Source organism: Cellulosimicrobium sp. AB352 (assembly GCF_049538415.1).
Lineage (GTDB): Bacteria > Actinomycetota > Actinomycetes > Actinomycetales > Cellulomonadaceae > Cellulosimicrobium > Cellulosimicrobium funkei.
On the sequence record NZ_JBMVFX010000018.1, the window covers coordinates 37022 to 51790 of the forward strand.

At 76.4% G+C, this 14769-nt stretch carries 15 protein-coding genes; 6 read left to right on the forward strand and 9 right to left on the reverse strand.

All coding sequences use genetic code 11. The features are described 5' to 3' along the window. Positions 1–34: 34 nt before the first annotated feature. From ACPCUX_RS13605 to ACPCUX_RS13615, 3 genes are all read right to left on the reverse strand, one after another. Positions 35–283 (reverse strand): hypothetical protein, encoded by a 249-nt coding sequence (locus tag ACPCUX_RS13605; protein WP_034650959.1) that lies wholly within the window; start codon positions 281–283, stop codon positions 35–37. A 229-nt stretch (positions 284–512) separates the two neighbouring features. Then, positions 513–1652 (reverse strand): RDD family protein, encoded by a 1140-nt coding sequence (locus tag ACPCUX_RS13610; RefSeq protein ID WP_415297640.1) that lies wholly within the window; start codon positions 1650–1652, stop codon positions 513–515. A 132-nt stretch (positions 1653–1784) separates the two neighbouring features. Beyond that, positions 1785–3044, reverse strand: a complete 1260-nt coding sequence (locus tag ACPCUX_RS13615; RefSeq protein ID WP_423388975.1) for an MFS transporter — start codon at positions 3042–3044, stop codon at positions 1785–1787. Between the two features lie 66 nt (positions 3045–3110). Here ACPCUX_RS13615 and ACPCUX_RS13620 point away from each other — a divergent pair, with 66 nt between their 5' ends. Beyond that, positions 3111–3542 carry a MerR family transcriptional regulator gene (locus ACPCUX_RS13620; protein ID WP_144681303.1) on the forward strand — a complete coding sequence of 144 codons (432 nt, stop codon included), beginning with the start codon at positions 3111–3113 and terminating at the stop codon, positions 3540–3542. A 57-nt stretch (positions 3543–3599) separates the two neighbouring features. Here the strand turns inward: ACPCUX_RS13620 and ACPCUX_RS13625 are convergent, their stop codons facing one another. From ACPCUX_RS13625 to ACPCUX_RS13640, 4 genes are all read right to left on the reverse strand, one after another. Beyond that, entirely contained in the window at positions 3600–3935 is a 336-nt protein-coding gene (locus tag ACPCUX_RS13625) for a YnfA family protein (protein ID WP_423388976.1), read from the reverse strand. A gap of 25 nt (positions 3936–3960) precedes the next feature. Next, complete coding sequence (locus ACPCUX_RS13630) at positions 3961–4596, reverse strand: sugar O-acetyltransferase (RefSeq protein WP_114552923.1); 636 nt, start codon at positions 4594–4596, stop codon at positions 3961–3963. 162 nt (positions 4597–4758) lie between these two features. Continuing rightward, complete coding sequence (locus ACPCUX_RS13635) at positions 4759–5484, reverse strand: HEAT repeat domain-containing protein (protein ID WP_114552922.1); 726 nt, start codon at positions 5482–5484, stop codon at positions 4759–4761. A 108-nt stretch (positions 5485–5592) separates the two neighbouring features. Continuing rightward, on the reverse strand, positions 5593–7029 hold the full coding sequence (locus ACPCUX_RS13640) for an NAD(P)/FAD-dependent oxidoreductase (protein WP_423388977.1): 1437 nt from the start codon (positions 7027–7029) through the stop codon (positions 5593–5595). A 191-nt stretch (positions 7030–7220) separates the two neighbouring features. Here ACPCUX_RS13640 and ACPCUX_RS13645 point away from each other — a divergent pair, with 191 nt between their 5' ends. Further along, a complete protein-coding gene (locus ACPCUX_RS13645; RefSeq protein ID WP_021482652.1) occupies positions 7221–7682 on the forward strand; it encodes an Lrp/AsnC family transcriptional regulator in 462 nt (153 codons plus the stop codon). 78 nt (positions 7683–7760) lie between these two features. Here ACPCUX_RS13645 and ACPCUX_RS13650 read toward each other — a convergent pair whose 3' ends face one another. Further along, complete coding sequence (locus ACPCUX_RS13650) at positions 7761–9317, reverse strand: class I adenylate-forming enzyme family protein (RefSeq protein ID WP_354806180.1); 1557 nt, start codon at positions 9315–9317, stop codon at positions 7761–7763. 139 nt (positions 9318–9456) lie between these two features. On the opposite strand from ACPCUX_RS13650, the gene ACPCUX_RS13655 reads away from it, so the two are divergent. The 4 genes from ACPCUX_RS13655 (at position 9457) to ACPCUX_RS13670 (ending at position 13276) form a co-directional block, all read left to right on the forward strand. Continuing rightward, the gene (locus ACPCUX_RS13655) at positions 9457–10137 is read left to right on the forward strand and encodes a TetR/AcrR family transcriptional regulator (protein WP_423388978.1); all 681 of its coding nucleotides are present in this window, start codon (positions 9457–9459) and stop codon (positions 10135–10137) included. A 125-nt stretch (positions 10138–10262) separates the two neighbouring features. After that, the gene (locus ACPCUX_RS13660; RefSeq protein ID WP_423388979.1) at positions 10263–12047 is read left to right on the forward strand and encodes an acyl-CoA dehydrogenase family protein; all 1785 of its coding nucleotides are present in this window, start codon (positions 10263–10265) and stop codon (positions 12045–12047) included. 127 nt (positions 12048–12174) lie between these two features. Next, the gene (locus ACPCUX_RS13665; protein ID WP_061268423.1) at positions 12175–12648 is read left to right on the forward strand and encodes a GNAT family N-acetyltransferase; all 474 of its coding nucleotides are present in this window, start codon (positions 12175–12177) and stop codon (positions 12646–12648) included. A gap of 52 nt (positions 12649–12700) precedes the next feature. Beyond that, positions 12701–13276 (forward strand): DUF4240 domain-containing protein, encoded by a 576-nt coding sequence (locus ACPCUX_RS13670; RefSeq protein ID WP_423388980.1) that lies wholly within the window; start codon positions 12701–12703, stop codon positions 13274–13276. Positions 13277–13313: 37 nt separating this feature from the next. Here ACPCUX_RS13670 and ACPCUX_RS13675 read toward each other — a convergent pair whose 3' ends face one another. Beyond that, the gene (locus tag ACPCUX_RS13675) at positions 13314–14699 is read right to left on the reverse strand and encodes an FAD-binding oxidoreductase (protein WP_423388981.1); all 1386 of its coding nucleotides are present in this window, start codon (positions 14697–14699) and stop codon (positions 13314–13316) included. Positions 14700–14769 lie beyond the last annotated feature (70 nt).

Genomic DNA, 14769 nt, shown 5'->3' on the forward strand with positions numbered 1-14769 from the left:
CCTACGCGGCGCCGCCCACGCGCGCGGCCGCTCGTCACCAGCCGGTCGAGCTCCTCCGGATGACGTCACGGCGCAGGTCGAGCAGTGCCGCGCGGGCGCGCCGACGGCGGTCGGTCGGGTCGACCGTGAGCTCGTCGCCGGGGTTCGCCCGACGCCGCGGCTCGCCGTGGACGTTGAGGTCGGGCGCGGCGCCGTGGTCGGCCGCGCGGTGCGCCGTCGTGGTCGCCGGGCCGGCCGACGTCGGAGCGGACGGTGCGGAGAAGAGCGGGCGGTTGTCCGGCACGGGAGCCTCCTCGGGGACTCCGTCGCGCGGGGCGGCGGAGGGTCGGGACGATGCTGGTGCGCCGGGCTCGCCGCCCGGCGCCCCCTCATCGTGCGACCGCGACGTTTCCCCCGGTCGTCCTCAACGTTTCGGCCATGTTGCGGCCCCACCCGGCCGCCGAGCACGGGGTTCCCGACCGCCCGAGACCGATCCCGGTCGCCGACCCCGTGCTCGACGGCGGCCGGTCAGGTCAGGCGGGGCCGCGGGCTCCGCACGTGGCGATCGTCTGCGAGCCTTCCTCGCCGTCGACAACCACCGAGGCCTCCCAGCGCCAGGCCTCCGGCAGAAGATCGACCGTCCCCGCCGGGACGTGGACCGTGCCGAGACCGGAGCCCGGCGTCGTGGGCTCGACCGACTCCCACTCTGGCCCGCTGTCCGGCGTCTGCTCCACGCGGAAGGACGACCGGTACTCGCCCAGCTCGTCGCCCTGCCACGTCGTGAGGCGCACGACGAGCGCGCCGTCCAGCGGCCCGTCGAGCGTCACCCCCGGGGCGACGTCGACGGTGAACGCCGCCTCGAGGCCCGCCTCCTCGCCGGCCCACGCGGGGAGCGGGTCCGTGCGGGTCACGCCCCAGCGGGTCATGGTGCCCGCCTCCGACCAGCCGGAGACGTGGATGTCGCTGACCGTCAGCGGGGACCCGGCCGCCACCTCGGGCGTGCACGACTGCATCTCCGGGTCGCCGGTGGTGGACGTGGCAGGGCCGAGCATGAAGACGGCGCTGCCCACAGCGAGGACCGTCGCCGCGCCGGTCACGACGCGCGACGGCGTCGGGCCGCCGAGGCCGGTGCCCGGGCCGAGGAACGGGACGGGCGGTCGCACGCGCCGGAGCACGACGGTGCTGCACAGCGAGTCGGCGAACGTGCGGCGCTGCGCGTTCCACAGGGGGCGGAGGAAGCCGATGTAGAGCAGCGCGTCGAGGATGTGCGCCACGCTCCGCAGGACGGTGCGCACGAGACCCGCGGGGCGACCCGTGGTGTCGTGCACGACGACGATCCCCACCGTCCGCTTGCCGGGGGTCGCGCCCGTCCAGGCCTGGAGGGCGAGGAGCGCGGCCACGGTGCCGAAGGCCCACCAGCCCCCGCCGGGCACCGGTGCCTCCGTGCTCACGCCGAAGCTGATCGTCGGGATCCAGGCGACCTCGTAGGCCGGCCCGACGGCGAGGAACAGCACCGTCGCGGCGATCGCGGTGTCGAGCAGCGACGCGACGACCCGGCGCGACCAGCTCGCGTAGGGGCCGTGCGCGGGTTCGAGCTCCGGCAGCGTGTCGTCGAGGTCTCCGGCTCCGACGGCGTGCGTCGGCCCCCTGCCGGTCGGGGCGTCGATGGCCACGCGCGCATCCTGGCACAGCGCGCCCCCGCTGACCACACCCTCCCGCCGAGCACGACGTTCCCGGCGTTCTCATGCCGGGAACGCCGGGAACCTCGTGCTCGACCCGGAGCGACCTCGTGCTCGGCGGCCGTCTCAGCGGAAGGAGTGCCGCCGACCCCGGGCGACGGTCGCGAGCACCGGGACCATGAGCGCGAGGGAGACCCACGGGAGGCCGCCCGGCCCGGCGACGGCGAGCGCCGCGCCGCCGACGGCACCGCCGAGCGCGACGGACGTGTTCCACACGGTGACGAGCGCGGACTGCGCGACGTCGGCGCCGTCCCCCGCGGCCCGGGCGGCGGCGGTCGTGTAGAGCGTCCCGGCGCCGCCGAACGCCGCACCCCAGGCGGCGACGGCGAGCACGACGACGACGGTCGACGTCGGGGCGAGGCCGAGCACGAGCATCGCGAGGGCGAAGACGACGACCGACCCGAGGGTGAGGGCGCGCAGGCGGTGGTCGATGAGCGCCCCGACGAGCACGAGCGCCCCCGCGGACGCGGCGCCGAGGACGAGCAGCAGCGCGCTCGTGCGCGAGCCCTGGCCGAGGTGCGCGAGGTGGACCGCGACGTACGTGTACAGGGTCGTGTTGGCGAGCACGTTGAGCCCGGCGACGAGCAGCACCGGCCGCAGGCCGGGGCGGGGGAGGACGGCGCGGATCGCGAGCTGCGCGCCGCGGGGGGTACCCGCGGCGCCGGGGACGCCGAGCCGGATCCAGGCGAGCAGCGCGACCCCGACGACGGAGAGGACGCCGAACGTCCAGCGCCACCCGACGGCGGCGCCCAGCACGGCCCCGGCGGGGACGCCGAGCGTCAGGGCGAGCGGGCCGCCCGCCATGGCGATCGTCATCGCGCGGCCGACGCGGTCCGCGGGCACGATCCGGCGCACGTACCCGGGCAGGAGCGCCCACGTCAGCCCCGCGACGAGCCCGGCGACGAAGCGCGCGACGAGCGTCAGCGCGAACGACGACGACACCGCGGTGACGGTGTTCGCGACGACGAACCCCGCGACCGCCACGAGGAGAAGCGTGCGGCGGTCCCACCGCGCGGTGGCGCGCGTGAGCGGGATCGCGGCGACGATCGCCCCGACGGCGAACGCGGTGACGGTCTGCCCGGCCGCGCCCGCCCCGACGCCGAGGTCGGCGGCCATGGCGGGCAGCACGCCCGCAGGGAGGATCTCTGTGAGGAGCGTGAGGAACCCCGACGCCGCGAGCGCGAGGAGCGCGGCGACGGGCAGGGCGCCGGGGCTGCGGGTCACCGGGGTCGCCGGCGTCACCGGGGTTGCCGGGGCGTCGGCCGGGACGGGGCCCGGGCCGGCGGCGGCCGTGGGACCGGTGGTGGGTGTGCTCGTCGTGGACATGGGGTTAGCATCGATGTCTGACATTGATGTGAAGGTCAAGCGACACGACCCGGTGAGGAGGATCACGTGCGGATCGGCGAGCTGTCCCGGCGCACCGGGACCCCGACGCGACTCCTGCGGTACTACGAGGAGCAGGGCCTGTTCACGCCCGAGCGGGCAGAGAACGGCTACCGCGAGTACGGCGAGCACCTCGTCGACCGCGTGCTGCAGATCCGCGGGCTCCTCGAGGTGGGGTTCACGACGAAGATCATCAAGGAGTTCCTGCCGTGCCTCGGCAACGCGCCGGAGATCCACCTGCACAACGCCTACCCGGACAAGATCGCGCTCCTCGAGACCGAGCTCGCGCGCCTGGAGGACCGCATCCGCATCCTCGAGAAGAACCGCGAGGCGATCGCCGACTACCTCGAGCGCATCCGCCCGTTCGCCCAGCGCCCGGAGGACCGCGTCGCCGGGAGCGCCTCGTCGAGCACGACGTTGCTGTCGTCGTCCGCCGGATAACGACGGCAACGTCGTGCTCGGCGGGGGATGGGCAGGGGCGTGGACGGGGGGCCTCGGTCACTCGGGGCGCGGGGCGTACATGATGACGGCGACGCCGGCGAGGCACAGCAGCGCGCCGGCCACGTCCCAGCGGTCCGGACGGAAGTCGTCCACGACCATGCCCCACGCGAGCGAGCCGGCGACGAACACGCCGCCGTACGCGGCGAGGATGCGCCCGAAGTTCGCGTCCGGCTGGAGCGTCGCGACGACGCCGTAGAGCCCGAGCGCGACGACGCCCGCCCCGATCCACAGCCAGCCCCGGTGCTCGCGGAGTCCTTGCCACACGAGCCACGCCCCGCCGATCTCGAGCAGCGCGGCGAGCACGAACAGCGGGATCGAGCGCGCGAGGTCCATGCGCGCCAGCGTAGGGGCGCGCGGCTCAGCGGGCGGTGACGTCCGCGGGGTCCGTCACGATCGTGCGGACGGGTCGGCACGGGTTCCCCACCGCGACGACGCCCGCGGGGATGTCCCGCGTGACCACGGACCCTGCTCCGATGATGCTGTCGTCGCCGATCGTCACGCCGGGCGTGATGGTGACCGAGCCGCCGATCCACACGTTGCTCCCGATCGTGACGGGCTCGGGGCGCTCCCAGCCCTCGCGGCGACGGACGACGTCCTCGGCGTGGTTCGGCGTGTAGATCGAGCAGCGCGGGCCGATGAGGCAGTCCGGGCCGATCGTGACGAGGCCGCCGCCGATGACCATGAAGTCGGCGTTGATGAAGGTGCGCGCGCCGATCAGCAGCCGGTCGCCGTAGTCGATCGTCAGCGGCGGGCGGAAGTCGATCCCCTCCTCGGCGCCGGGGACGAGCCGGTGGAAGAGGCGGCGTGCCTCGTCGACGTCCTCGAAGTACACGCGCCCGATGCGGTCGCACGTCGCGTGCGCGTCGCGGGTCAGCTCCTGCAGCGCGGGCGACGTGCGGTAGCGCAGCCACCCGCCGGAGAGCAGGCTGCGGAGGTCCTCGTCCGTGGCGGCCAGCTCGGCCATCCTCGTCGTCGGCTCGGTCGTGCTGCTCATCGGACTCCCTCGTCGTGATTAGTATTTCGGTTAAACATATAGGTGTGCGCGAAGGGACGCAAGACTCCTCGGGCTCGACCTCTCTGGGCCGCCGTCGCCGGGCCGCCGTCGCCGGGCCGCCGCCGCCGGAACGCCGTGACCGGGGCGGCTCCCGGCGCCCGGTCAGGACGCGGGGTCGAGCACGCGGCGCAGGCGCGCCTTCTTCTCGTTCTCGCGCACGACCCACGCCACGTCCGGGTCCGACGACCCGCGCAGCGCCGCGAACCGCGGCACCCCGGTGGACGGGTCCCCGACGACGGCGACGCTCCAGCAGTACCCGAGGGCCTGGCGCAGCGTGCGCACGTCGGGGTCGCGGCGCGCGTCGGCGGGGAGCGCGCCGATCGACGCGGTCGCGGCCGCGCACGCGTCCAGGGCGGCGATCGCGGTCGCGGGGTCCCGCAGGAGGCGCGGCTCGCAGATCCCGGCGACGGCGGCGCGGCGGACCAGCGGGTCGGGGTCGGCGACCCACGACGCGACGAGCGCGCGGAGCGTGGCGGGCTCGGCGTCGCCGATCCGTTGGAGCGCCATCGCGGCGGCCTCGCGGACGCGCCACGACCCGTCCGACGCGCGGGCGCGCAGCTGGTCGGTCGGCTCCGCGCGCGCGTCGGCGGGGGCCTCGACGACGAGCCGGCCCAGCCCGCACGTCCCGCAGCACCGGAGGTACTCGTCGGGGTCGTCGGCCAGGGCGCGCACGAGGTCGGCGGGCGCGACGTCGGCGAACGCGCCCAGGAGCTCGAGGTTCGCGCGCGGACCCGGCAGCCCCGACCCCGCGGTGAGGTGCGCGCGCACCGCCGCCGGGTCGCCGTCGAGCGCGCGCAGCGCGGCCCGGTGCTCCTCTCGCACGGTCATGCCGACCACGCTAGGACGCTGCGCCCCCGTCCGACAGGGTCTTTCGGCCGGGCTCGGCCGGCCGCGAGCCACGATCCGGGAGCCGCCCGAGAGCGCCTGCCGCCGGGCTCAGCGCAGCGGGTCGAACGCCCGGATCTCCTCGGGGGTCTCGCCGGTCGTCACGAGGTGGGCGAGCGCCCGGCCGGTCGCGGGCCCGAGCACCATGCCCCACATGCCGTGGCCGCCCGCGACGTAGACGCCGCGCGTGCGCGTCGCGCCGACGAGCGGCAGGCCGTCGGGCGTGACGGGGCGCGAGCCGACCCACTCGTCGTGCCGGTCGTCGAGGTCGACGCCCTGGAACAGGTGCCGCACGGACGCGAGGATCGCGTCGATCCGCCGAGGCTGGAGCGGCTCGTCCGGGCCGCGGAACTCCATGGTCCCCGCGATGCGGAACCGGCCCTGGTAGGGCGTGCACGCGACGCGGCGCGCGGGCAGGTAGATCGGCGTCTCGACGGGCTCGTCGGTCTTCACGGTGAACGAGTAGCCGCGTCCGGCCTGCACGCGCGTGCGCACGCCGAGCGGCGCCGCGAGCGAGGGCAGCCACGCGCCGGTCGCGAGCACGACGGCGTCGCCGCGCAGCACGACGCCCTCCTCGCGGTCGGCGGGGGAGCCGGCCCGGCGCGGCGCCCCGGCGTCCGGTCCGATGCCGTCGGTCACCCCGGGCCCGTCGCTCGCCCCGGCGCCCACGAGGGCGGGGTGCCGGGCGGCGTCGGGGTGCACGGCGCGCGCGAAGACGCACGCGCCGAGGCGGCCGGGCTCGACGTCGAGCACGTCGAGGCCGGTGAGGATGGTGCCGCCGCGGGCGCGCACGGAGTCGGCGAGGGCATGGACGTACGGTCCGGGCTCGAGGAAGCGCTGGCCCTCGAGCGCGTAGACGGTGGAGACGCGGTCGGTGAGCTGGTGGGCGCGCTCCCCGGCCTCGACGCGCCGGACCGGGACGGTCTGCCCGGCGGCGGCGACGTGCTCGAGCTCGCGCAGGAAGGGTCGGGCCTCGCGCACGTGCTCGAACGCGACGGTGAACGGGCCGGGCGTCGTGCCGGCCTCGACGCCGTGGCCGAGGCTGCCGCCCGCGGCGAGCTCGTCGAACGCGTCGAGCGCGACGCGGTCGATCGGGGTGAGGGCCGCCATCGCGCGGTCCCAGCGGGCCTGCGTCGCGTGCGCCATGAAGCGCGCGAAGAACGTCCACAGGCGCGGGTCGAACCGCAGCGGGACGTGCAGGGGAGCGGCCGGGTCGAGGAGGGCGCGCGGCCCGTACGTCCACAGGGACGGGTCGGCGAGCGGCATCGCCATGCCGGGGGTGAGCCACCCGGCGTTGCCCCACGAGGAGCCCGCGGCGACGCCCTCGCGGTCGACGACGGTCACCTCGACGCCTTGCTCCTGGAGATGCCACGCGGTCGCGAGCCCCACCATGCCGGCGCCGACGACGACGGCCGTGCGAGGGGCGCGGCCGGGGGGTGCCGACCGGGCGTCGCGGGAACGGGGACGGGGACGAGAGGTCGTGCTCACGCCGGGCTCCTTCGACCGACGCCCGCCCCGCGGGTGGCGAGGCGGGCGCGTGGCTGGTGTGCGGCGGGATGGTGCCGCACGACTCACAGCGTGGTGGATCCTTCGGTGTGCGGCAAGATGTGCCGAAGGATCGTCGCTCCGGGCTGCCACCGCCGTCCCGACGTTCGCCCACCGACCAGGGGAGGCCCACCGTGCCGAAGGATCTTCGACCGCCCGCGCTGGACGACGTCGACCGCCGCATCCTCGACGTCCTCGCGACCGACGCGCGCGCCACGAACGCGGCCGTCGCCGCCCGTGTCGGGATCGCCGCCTCGACGTGCCACGCGCGCGTCCGGGCCCTCGTGGACCGCGGCGTGATCCGGGGCTTCCGGGCCGACGTCGACCCCGCGGCGCTCGGCCGGGGGCTCGAGGCGCTCATCGCGATCCGCCTCCAGGCCGGGGCGCGCAAGGGCCTGGAGGCGTTCCGCGACTACCTGCTGACGCTGCCCGACGTCGAGGGCGTCTTCTTCGTCACCGGCGACCGCGACTTCCTGCTGCACGTCGCGGTCGCCGACTCGGACGCGCTGCGCGACCTGGTGTCCCGGACGCTCAGCGTGCGCCCCGAGGTGGCCGGGACGAGCACGACCGTGATCTTCGAGCACGCGCGCCCCTGAGGTCGTCCGCCTCTCAGGGCGTCCGCCCCGGTGCCGTCCGCTCCCGGGCCGTGCGCCCAGGGAGCGGCGTCCCCGGCCTCACGCCACCGTCGTCCCCTCCCGCACGCGCGACCGCAGGACGTGCTTGGTGAGCTTGCCGGAGGGGTTCCGGGGGAGCTCGGTCACGAGCGCGACGTCGCGCGGCACCTTGTAGCGCGCGAGCCGGTCGGCGAGGAAGGCGCGCAGCGAGTCGAGCGTCGGCTCGGCGCCGGGAGCGGGGACGACGAACGCGACGACCGTCTCGCCCCAGTCGGCGTGCGGCCGCCCGACGACGGCGACGTCCGCGACCTCCGGGGAGCCGCGCAGCGCCTCCTCGACCTCCTGGGAGTAGACGTTCTCGCCGCCCGTGATGATGACGTCCTTGAGCCGGTCGACGATGAACAGGTACCCGTCCTCGTCGACGCGCACGACGTCGCCGGTGCGGTACCAGTCGCCGACCAGCACGGCCTCGGTCGCCTCCGGGTCGTCGAGGTAGCCGACCATCCGGGTGTCCGACCGCAGCCAGATCTCCCCGGTCCCGCCCGGGCCGACGTCGTCCCCGTCGAGGTCCACGACCCGGACGTCGACGCCGGGCATGCCCGCGTGCCCGATCGAGCCCGCCTTGCGCTCCTGGTCGGCCGGGCCGAGCGCGGTGCCGACCGGCCCCATCTCGCTCATGCCGTAGACCTGGTGCAGCTCGCCCGGGTAGGCGGCGCGGATCGCGCGCACGGTGTCGGCACCGACGGGCGCGCCCCCGGCGAGCCACAGCCGCGCGCTCGACAGGTCGAACGTCGACAGATCGATGCCCTGCGCGGCGGCGACCTGGAGCGGCGCGACGTACGCGATGGGCGCGCCGAAGAACGCGGTCGTGCGCTCGGCCTCGACCGTCCGCAGCATCTCGATCGGGTGGTACTCGCGCAGCAGCACGGTCGTCCCGCCGAGGAACACCATCGACAGGAACCAGTTGTTGAGGGGCGAGGCGTGCCAGATCGGCATCGCGAGGAGGAAGCGGTCGTCCGCGCGCAGCCCGACGGCGGCCGTCGTGTAGGCCGCGACCGAGCTCAGCCCGCGGTGGGTGTGCTCGCAGCCCTTGGGGGCCGCCGTCGTGCCGGAGGTGTAGAGCACCTGGGCGATCGTGTCCTGGTCCGGCGGCACGCCGTCCCACGGCGCGGCGGCCGCGACGAGCGCGTCGAAGTCGTCGCGCCCCGGCGTCCCCTCCGCGTCCTGCCCGACGGCGTCCGCCTCCGTCCACAGCCAGCGCACCGCGGGCGCGGCGGCGGTCGCGACGGGGGCCAGGCTCGCGTCCGCGACGCCCAGCACGGCGCCGCTGTGGGCGACGAGCCGCGCGACCTCGGGCGCCTGGAGCTTGTGGTTGACGGGGACGAGCACGGCGCCCGCGCGCCACAGGCCGAACGCCGCCACGACGAACCCCGGCGTGTTGTAGGTCATGACCGTGACGCGGTCGCCGGGGCGCACGCCGGCGTCCCGGAAGACGGCCGCCGCGCGGCGCGCGGCCGCGTCGAGCTCGGCGTACGTGAGCCGGCGCTCGCCCAGCACGAGCGCCTCCTTGGTCGGGACCTTGCGTGCCGTGCTCTCGAGCATGCTGCCCAGGTGCATGTCGTCCTCCTCGACGTCGTGCGCGGCGTCGTCCTCGACGCCTCCGGCCCGGCGGCCGGTACCGCGATGAATTGAATCATGCTTCAATTCTTCGTGGAAGCCGCCCCGAGGCGGTTCACCCGACGACGACGGAGGACCCGTGCCCTACCGCGAGACCCCGGCGACGCGCGCCGCCCGCGAGCGCAAGCGCGACGCCCTGCTCGACGCAGCGCGGACGATCGTCGCCGAGCACGGGTTCGCCGGCGCGAGCGTGCAGGCGCTCGCGGCGCGCGCCGGGGTGAGCACCGGCGGCGTCTACTCCTACTTCCCGACCAAGGCCGACCTGCTCGTCGCGGTGTTCCGCCAGGCGGCCGACGTCGAGCTCGATGCGGTGCGCGCGGCCGCCGCCGCGCGTCCGGAAGACCCGCCCGGCGGCGGCACCGCGGTGCGCCTCGCCCGCGCCGTCGACACGTTCGCGCGGCGCGCGCTGCGCGGCCCGACGCTCGCGTGGGCGCTCCTGCTCGAGCCCGTCGACCCGGCCGTCGACGCCGCGCGCCTCGAGTACCGCCGCGCGTACGCGACGACGTTCGCGGACGTCGTGCGCGACGGCGTCGCGGCGGGCGAGATCCCCGACCAGGACGTCGCGGTCGTCGCGACCGCGCTCGTCGGGGCGATCGGGGAGTCGCTCACCGGTCCGCTGTCGCCGCTCGCCGCGGTGCGCGACGGCGGGTCCACGGGCCCCGGGCCGACCCCCGGCGAGCGGGACGCCGTCGTCGCCACGATCCAGCGCTTCTGCCTGGGTGCCGTGGGCGCCCGGGCGGTGGCGCCCGCCCCCGCCTGACCTGCCCGCCCGAACCACGCGCCCGACCCACCCGCCCGAACCACGCGCCTGACCCGCCCGTCCGGGCCGCCCCCGAGCACCGCCGCACCGACCCCGAGCCACCCGCAGAGCCGCAGGAGGACACAATGACCCCGACCGACACCCGCAGCGACACCCCCACCCGGGCCGCCGGCACCAGCGGGACCGCAAGCGTCACCGACGCCACGACCGCCGTCCCGCACCCGGCACCCCGCACGACCCACCGCGTGACCAACCAGCCGCCGGAGCGCGAGGGGGTCAACGAGTACCTCGACGACCCCGTGCTGCGCGAGGCGGTGCGCGCGTACGGCGGGGCGTGGGGCGAGGACCGGCTCGTCGAGGTCGGCGCGCTCGTCGGGACGGGGGACTTCCAGCGCGCGGCCGAGCTCGCGAACGTCCACGAGCCCGTGCTGCGCACGCACGACCGCCGGGGCCACCGCATCGACGAGGTGGAGTACCACCCGGCGTACCACGAGGTGATCGGGGCGGCCGTCGCGCACGGCGCGCACACGAGCGCGTGGGCGGAGCCCGGGCCGGGGGCGAACGTCGTGCGGGGTGCGGTGTTCTCGCTGTTCGCGCAGGTCGAGCCGGGCCACGCGTGCCCGGTCTCCATGACGCACGCGGCCGTGCCCTCGCTGCGGCACGCGCCGTCGCTCGCCGCCATGTGGGAGCCGCGCCTGCTCTCCCGCGGGTACGACGGCGCCCTCGCGGCCCCGGGCAGCAAGCCCGGCGTGCTCGTCGGGATGGCGATGACGGAGAAGCAGGGCGGCTCGGACGTGCGCGCGAACGCGACGACGGCCGTGCCCGCCGGGGCGGACGGGGCCTACCTGCTGACCGGGCACAAGTGGTTCTGCTCGGCGCCGATGTCCGACGCGTTCCTCGTGCTCGCGCAGGTCCCGGGCGGGACCGCGCGCGGCGGGGACGCCGCGCCCTCGTGCTTCCTCGTGCCGCGCGTGCTGGAGGACGGCACGCGCAACGTGTTCCGCATCCAGCGACTCAAGGAGAAGCTGGGCAACCGGTCGAACGCGTCGTCGGAGATCGAGCTCGACGGCACCGTCGGTTTCCTCGTCGGGGAGCCCGGGCGCGGCGTGCGGACGATCATCGAGATGGTGTCGCGCACGCGGCTCGACTGCGTGCACGGCTCGGCCGCGGGCATGCGCCAGGCGGTCACCGAGGCGCTGTGGCACGCGCGGCACCGCACCGCGTTCGGCGCGGCGCTCGTGGACCAGCCCGCGATGACCGCGGTGCTCGCCGACCTCGCGCTCGAGTCCGAGGCCGCGACGCTCACGTCGGTGCGCCTCGCCGCCGCGCACGACGGCGAGTCCGAGCACGACCGCGCGTTCCGCCGCCTCGCGACGGCCGTGAGCAAGTACTGGGTGTGCAAGCGCGGGCCGCACCACGCGTACGAGGCGATGGAGTGCCTGGGCGGCAACGGCTACACGGAGGCGTTCCCGCTCGCGCGCCGCTACCGCGAGCAGCCGGTCATGGCGATCTGGGAGGGGTCGGGCAACGTCATCGCGCTCGACGTGCTCCGCGCCATGGGCCGCGAGCCCGCGTCCGTCGCGGCGTTCGAGGCGGAGCTCGCCACGACGGCGGGCGCGCACCCCGTCCTCGACGCGCACGTCGCGCGCACGCGCCGTCTGCTCGCGGAGGTCGCGGGGGCCGACGCCGGGGCGCAGCAGGCGCAGGCCCGTCGCGTCGTGGAGTCGCTCGCCCTCGCGCTCCAGGCGTCGCTCGTGGTGCGGCACGCGCCGTCGGGCACGGCCGACGCGTTCGTCGCCGCGCGGCTCGGCGAGGACCGCGGGCACGGGTACGGCGTCCTGCCGCGCGGCACCGACGCGCACGCGATCCTCGCGCGGCACACGCACCTCGGGATCGCCCCGGGCTGGTGAGCGGACCCCGCCCGCGCGACGCCGGCCCGTGCCCGGGTCGCGCCGGGTCGGGTCGTGCGGCGCCGGGTGGCGCCGCGTCCGGTCGGTCGGTCGGGCGGTGTCGGTCGCCGAGGCTACTGTCGCGCGCATGGATGTCAGCCTCCGGGAGCTCGCGGACCGGGACCTGGACCGCGTCTACGCCTGGGAGCGCGACCCCGCCGCCGTCGCGCTGGCGGCCTTCACGCGCCCTGATCCCGCCGACCGCGAGGCGTTCGACCGGCACTACGCGCGGATCCGCAGCGACCCGACGTGCACGGTCCTCGCCGTCGAGCACGACGGCGAGCTCGTCGCCACGATCGGGAGCTTCACGATGGACGGCGAGCGCGAGGTGACCTACTGGGTCGACCCCGCGCGCTGGGGGCAGGGGATCGCGTCGGCCGCGCTCGCGGCGTTCCTCGCCGTCGAGCGCGAGCGTCCGCTCGTGGCGCGCGTCGCGGCGCACAATCCGGGCTCCGCGCGGGTGCTGGCCCGCGCGGGGTTCGTCGAAGTGGGGAGCGAGACCTCGTACGCCGCGGGCGTGGGTGCGGACGTCGTCGAGCAGGTCTACCGCCTCGCCGGGTGAGGAGGAGCGGGTGCCTGGTCGGCTGTGGGTGCCTCGCCGTACCGTCCGCGCCATGGACCGAGAGACCTTCTGGGGCATCGTCGAGACGGCACGCGAGCGGGCGGGCGCGGGTGCCGACGACCGCGGTGCCGAGGACGACCCGCTGCCCGGCGCCCTCACCGACCTCCTCGTCGAGCGCCTCACCGCGGACGAGATGCTGGCGTTCGTCGACGTGGCAGGGGACGTGGCGAACGACGCCTACGCCTGGCCGGTGTGGGGTGCGGCCTACCTCGTCGAGGGCGGGTGCAGCGACGACGGGTTCATGGACTTCCGCGACGGGCTCGTCCTCGCCGGCCGGGCGGTGCTCGAGCGCACCCTGGCCGACCCGGACTCGCTCGCCGACCACCCCGTCGTCGCCGCGATGGCCGACGGCGGGTCGCCCTGGTTCGGGTTCGAGTCGCTGGACTCGCTCGTGGGGGACGCGTGGTCCCGCGCGACCGGCGAGGACGACGAGGCGTACTACGCGGCGCGCGAGCGGACGTCGTCGGTGCGGGCGCGCAACGAGCCCGCCGGCGAGCAGTGGGACTTCGACGACGACGAGGAGAACGCGCGCCGCCTCCCGCGGCTCACCGCCCTGTTCGCCGTGTGAGGGCGGTCCGCCCCCGGGGAACCGGGGGCGGACCGGGTCACACGCGCCAGGCGAACAGGCCCGTCGGGTCGTACGCCGCGCGCACCGACGCGAGGCGCGCGGAGGTCTCGGGCGACCACGCCCGGGCGAGCGCGTCGTCCGTCCAGGGCCCGGGCAGGAAGTTGATGTTCGTCTCCGTCGCGGCCCACGGCTGCGACCACTGCGCGAGAGAGGCCGCGGCGGCGACCATGTCCGGCAGCCGCGGCGGGTTGACGCCCACGAGGCTCAGCAGGAACCCGGCGGTGCGGCCGCCCGCGGCGGACCCGCCCTCGACGTCGCGCGCCCCGGCGCCGCCGACGTGCCGCAGCTCGGCCGCGACGAACGGCGACCCGCTGCCCGGCCCGAGCTCGGCGAGGAACCGGTCGAGGAACTCCTCGTCCACCTCCCGCAGGCCCGCGCCGTAGACCCACGACGGCCCGGCGTCCTCCGGGTCCGCGTGGATCGTCGCGACGGCCCTCACGGGCAGCTCGCCCACCGTGTCGGCGAGGGCGGGCGCGAGCGCCCGCAGCGGCGCGGCGAGGCGCTCGCCCTCCGCGGGGTCGCCCGGGTAGGCGAAGCGCAGGGCGAGCACCGTGCGGCCGCGCAGGTGCTCCGCGACGAACGGCAGGTCCGGGAGGGCGAGCACCGCGACCGAGGTCGTGACGTCGTCGGGCGCGGTCGCGGTCCATGCCGCCCAGCCGCGCAGGACGTCCTCGACGTGCGGGGCGTCGAACGTGAGCGACCCCGCGTACAGCGTGCGCAGCGGCACGAGCTCGAGGTCGAGCCGCGTCACGACACCGAGCCCGCCCTTGCCGCCGCGCAGCGCCCAGAACAGGTCCGGCTCGCTGTCCGGGCCCGCCTCGACGACCGACCCGTCGGCGAGCACGACCCGGAAGCCGCGCACCCGGTCCGACGTCAGGCCGTGGCTGCGCGTCAGGGGCCCGTACCCACCGCCGAGCGTGTACCCGACGACCCCGACGGACGTCGACGAGCCCGTGACGGGCGCGAGCCCGTGCTCCGCCGCCGCGTCGACGACCGCGTTCCAGCGCGTCCCGGCACCGATGCGCGCGACGCGCGACGCCGGGTCGACCTCGACGCCCGCGAGACCGCTCGTCCCGAGGACGACGCCGTCCGTGATCGGCGACGACTCGCCGTGGCCCGTCGCGTGCGACCGCACGCGCAGCCCGTGGTGGGCCGCGAACCGCACGGCCTCCACGACGTCGGCCTCCGTCTCCGCGAGCACCGCGACGTCGGGGTCGTGCGCGACGAGCGTGCTGTGCGCGGCGACGGCCTCCGCGGCGGTCGGGCCGCCGTCGGGCAGGTCGCCCCGCGCGAGGACGCGACCCGTGACGCGGTCCCGCAGCGCGGCGACGTCGGTGGGCGAGAGCGTGGTGGAGGCGGTCATGGTGCTGGTCCCCTTCGTCGCGGTGTGCGCGCTGCACGGCCGGAGGTGCGGTCAGGTCACCTGGACGACG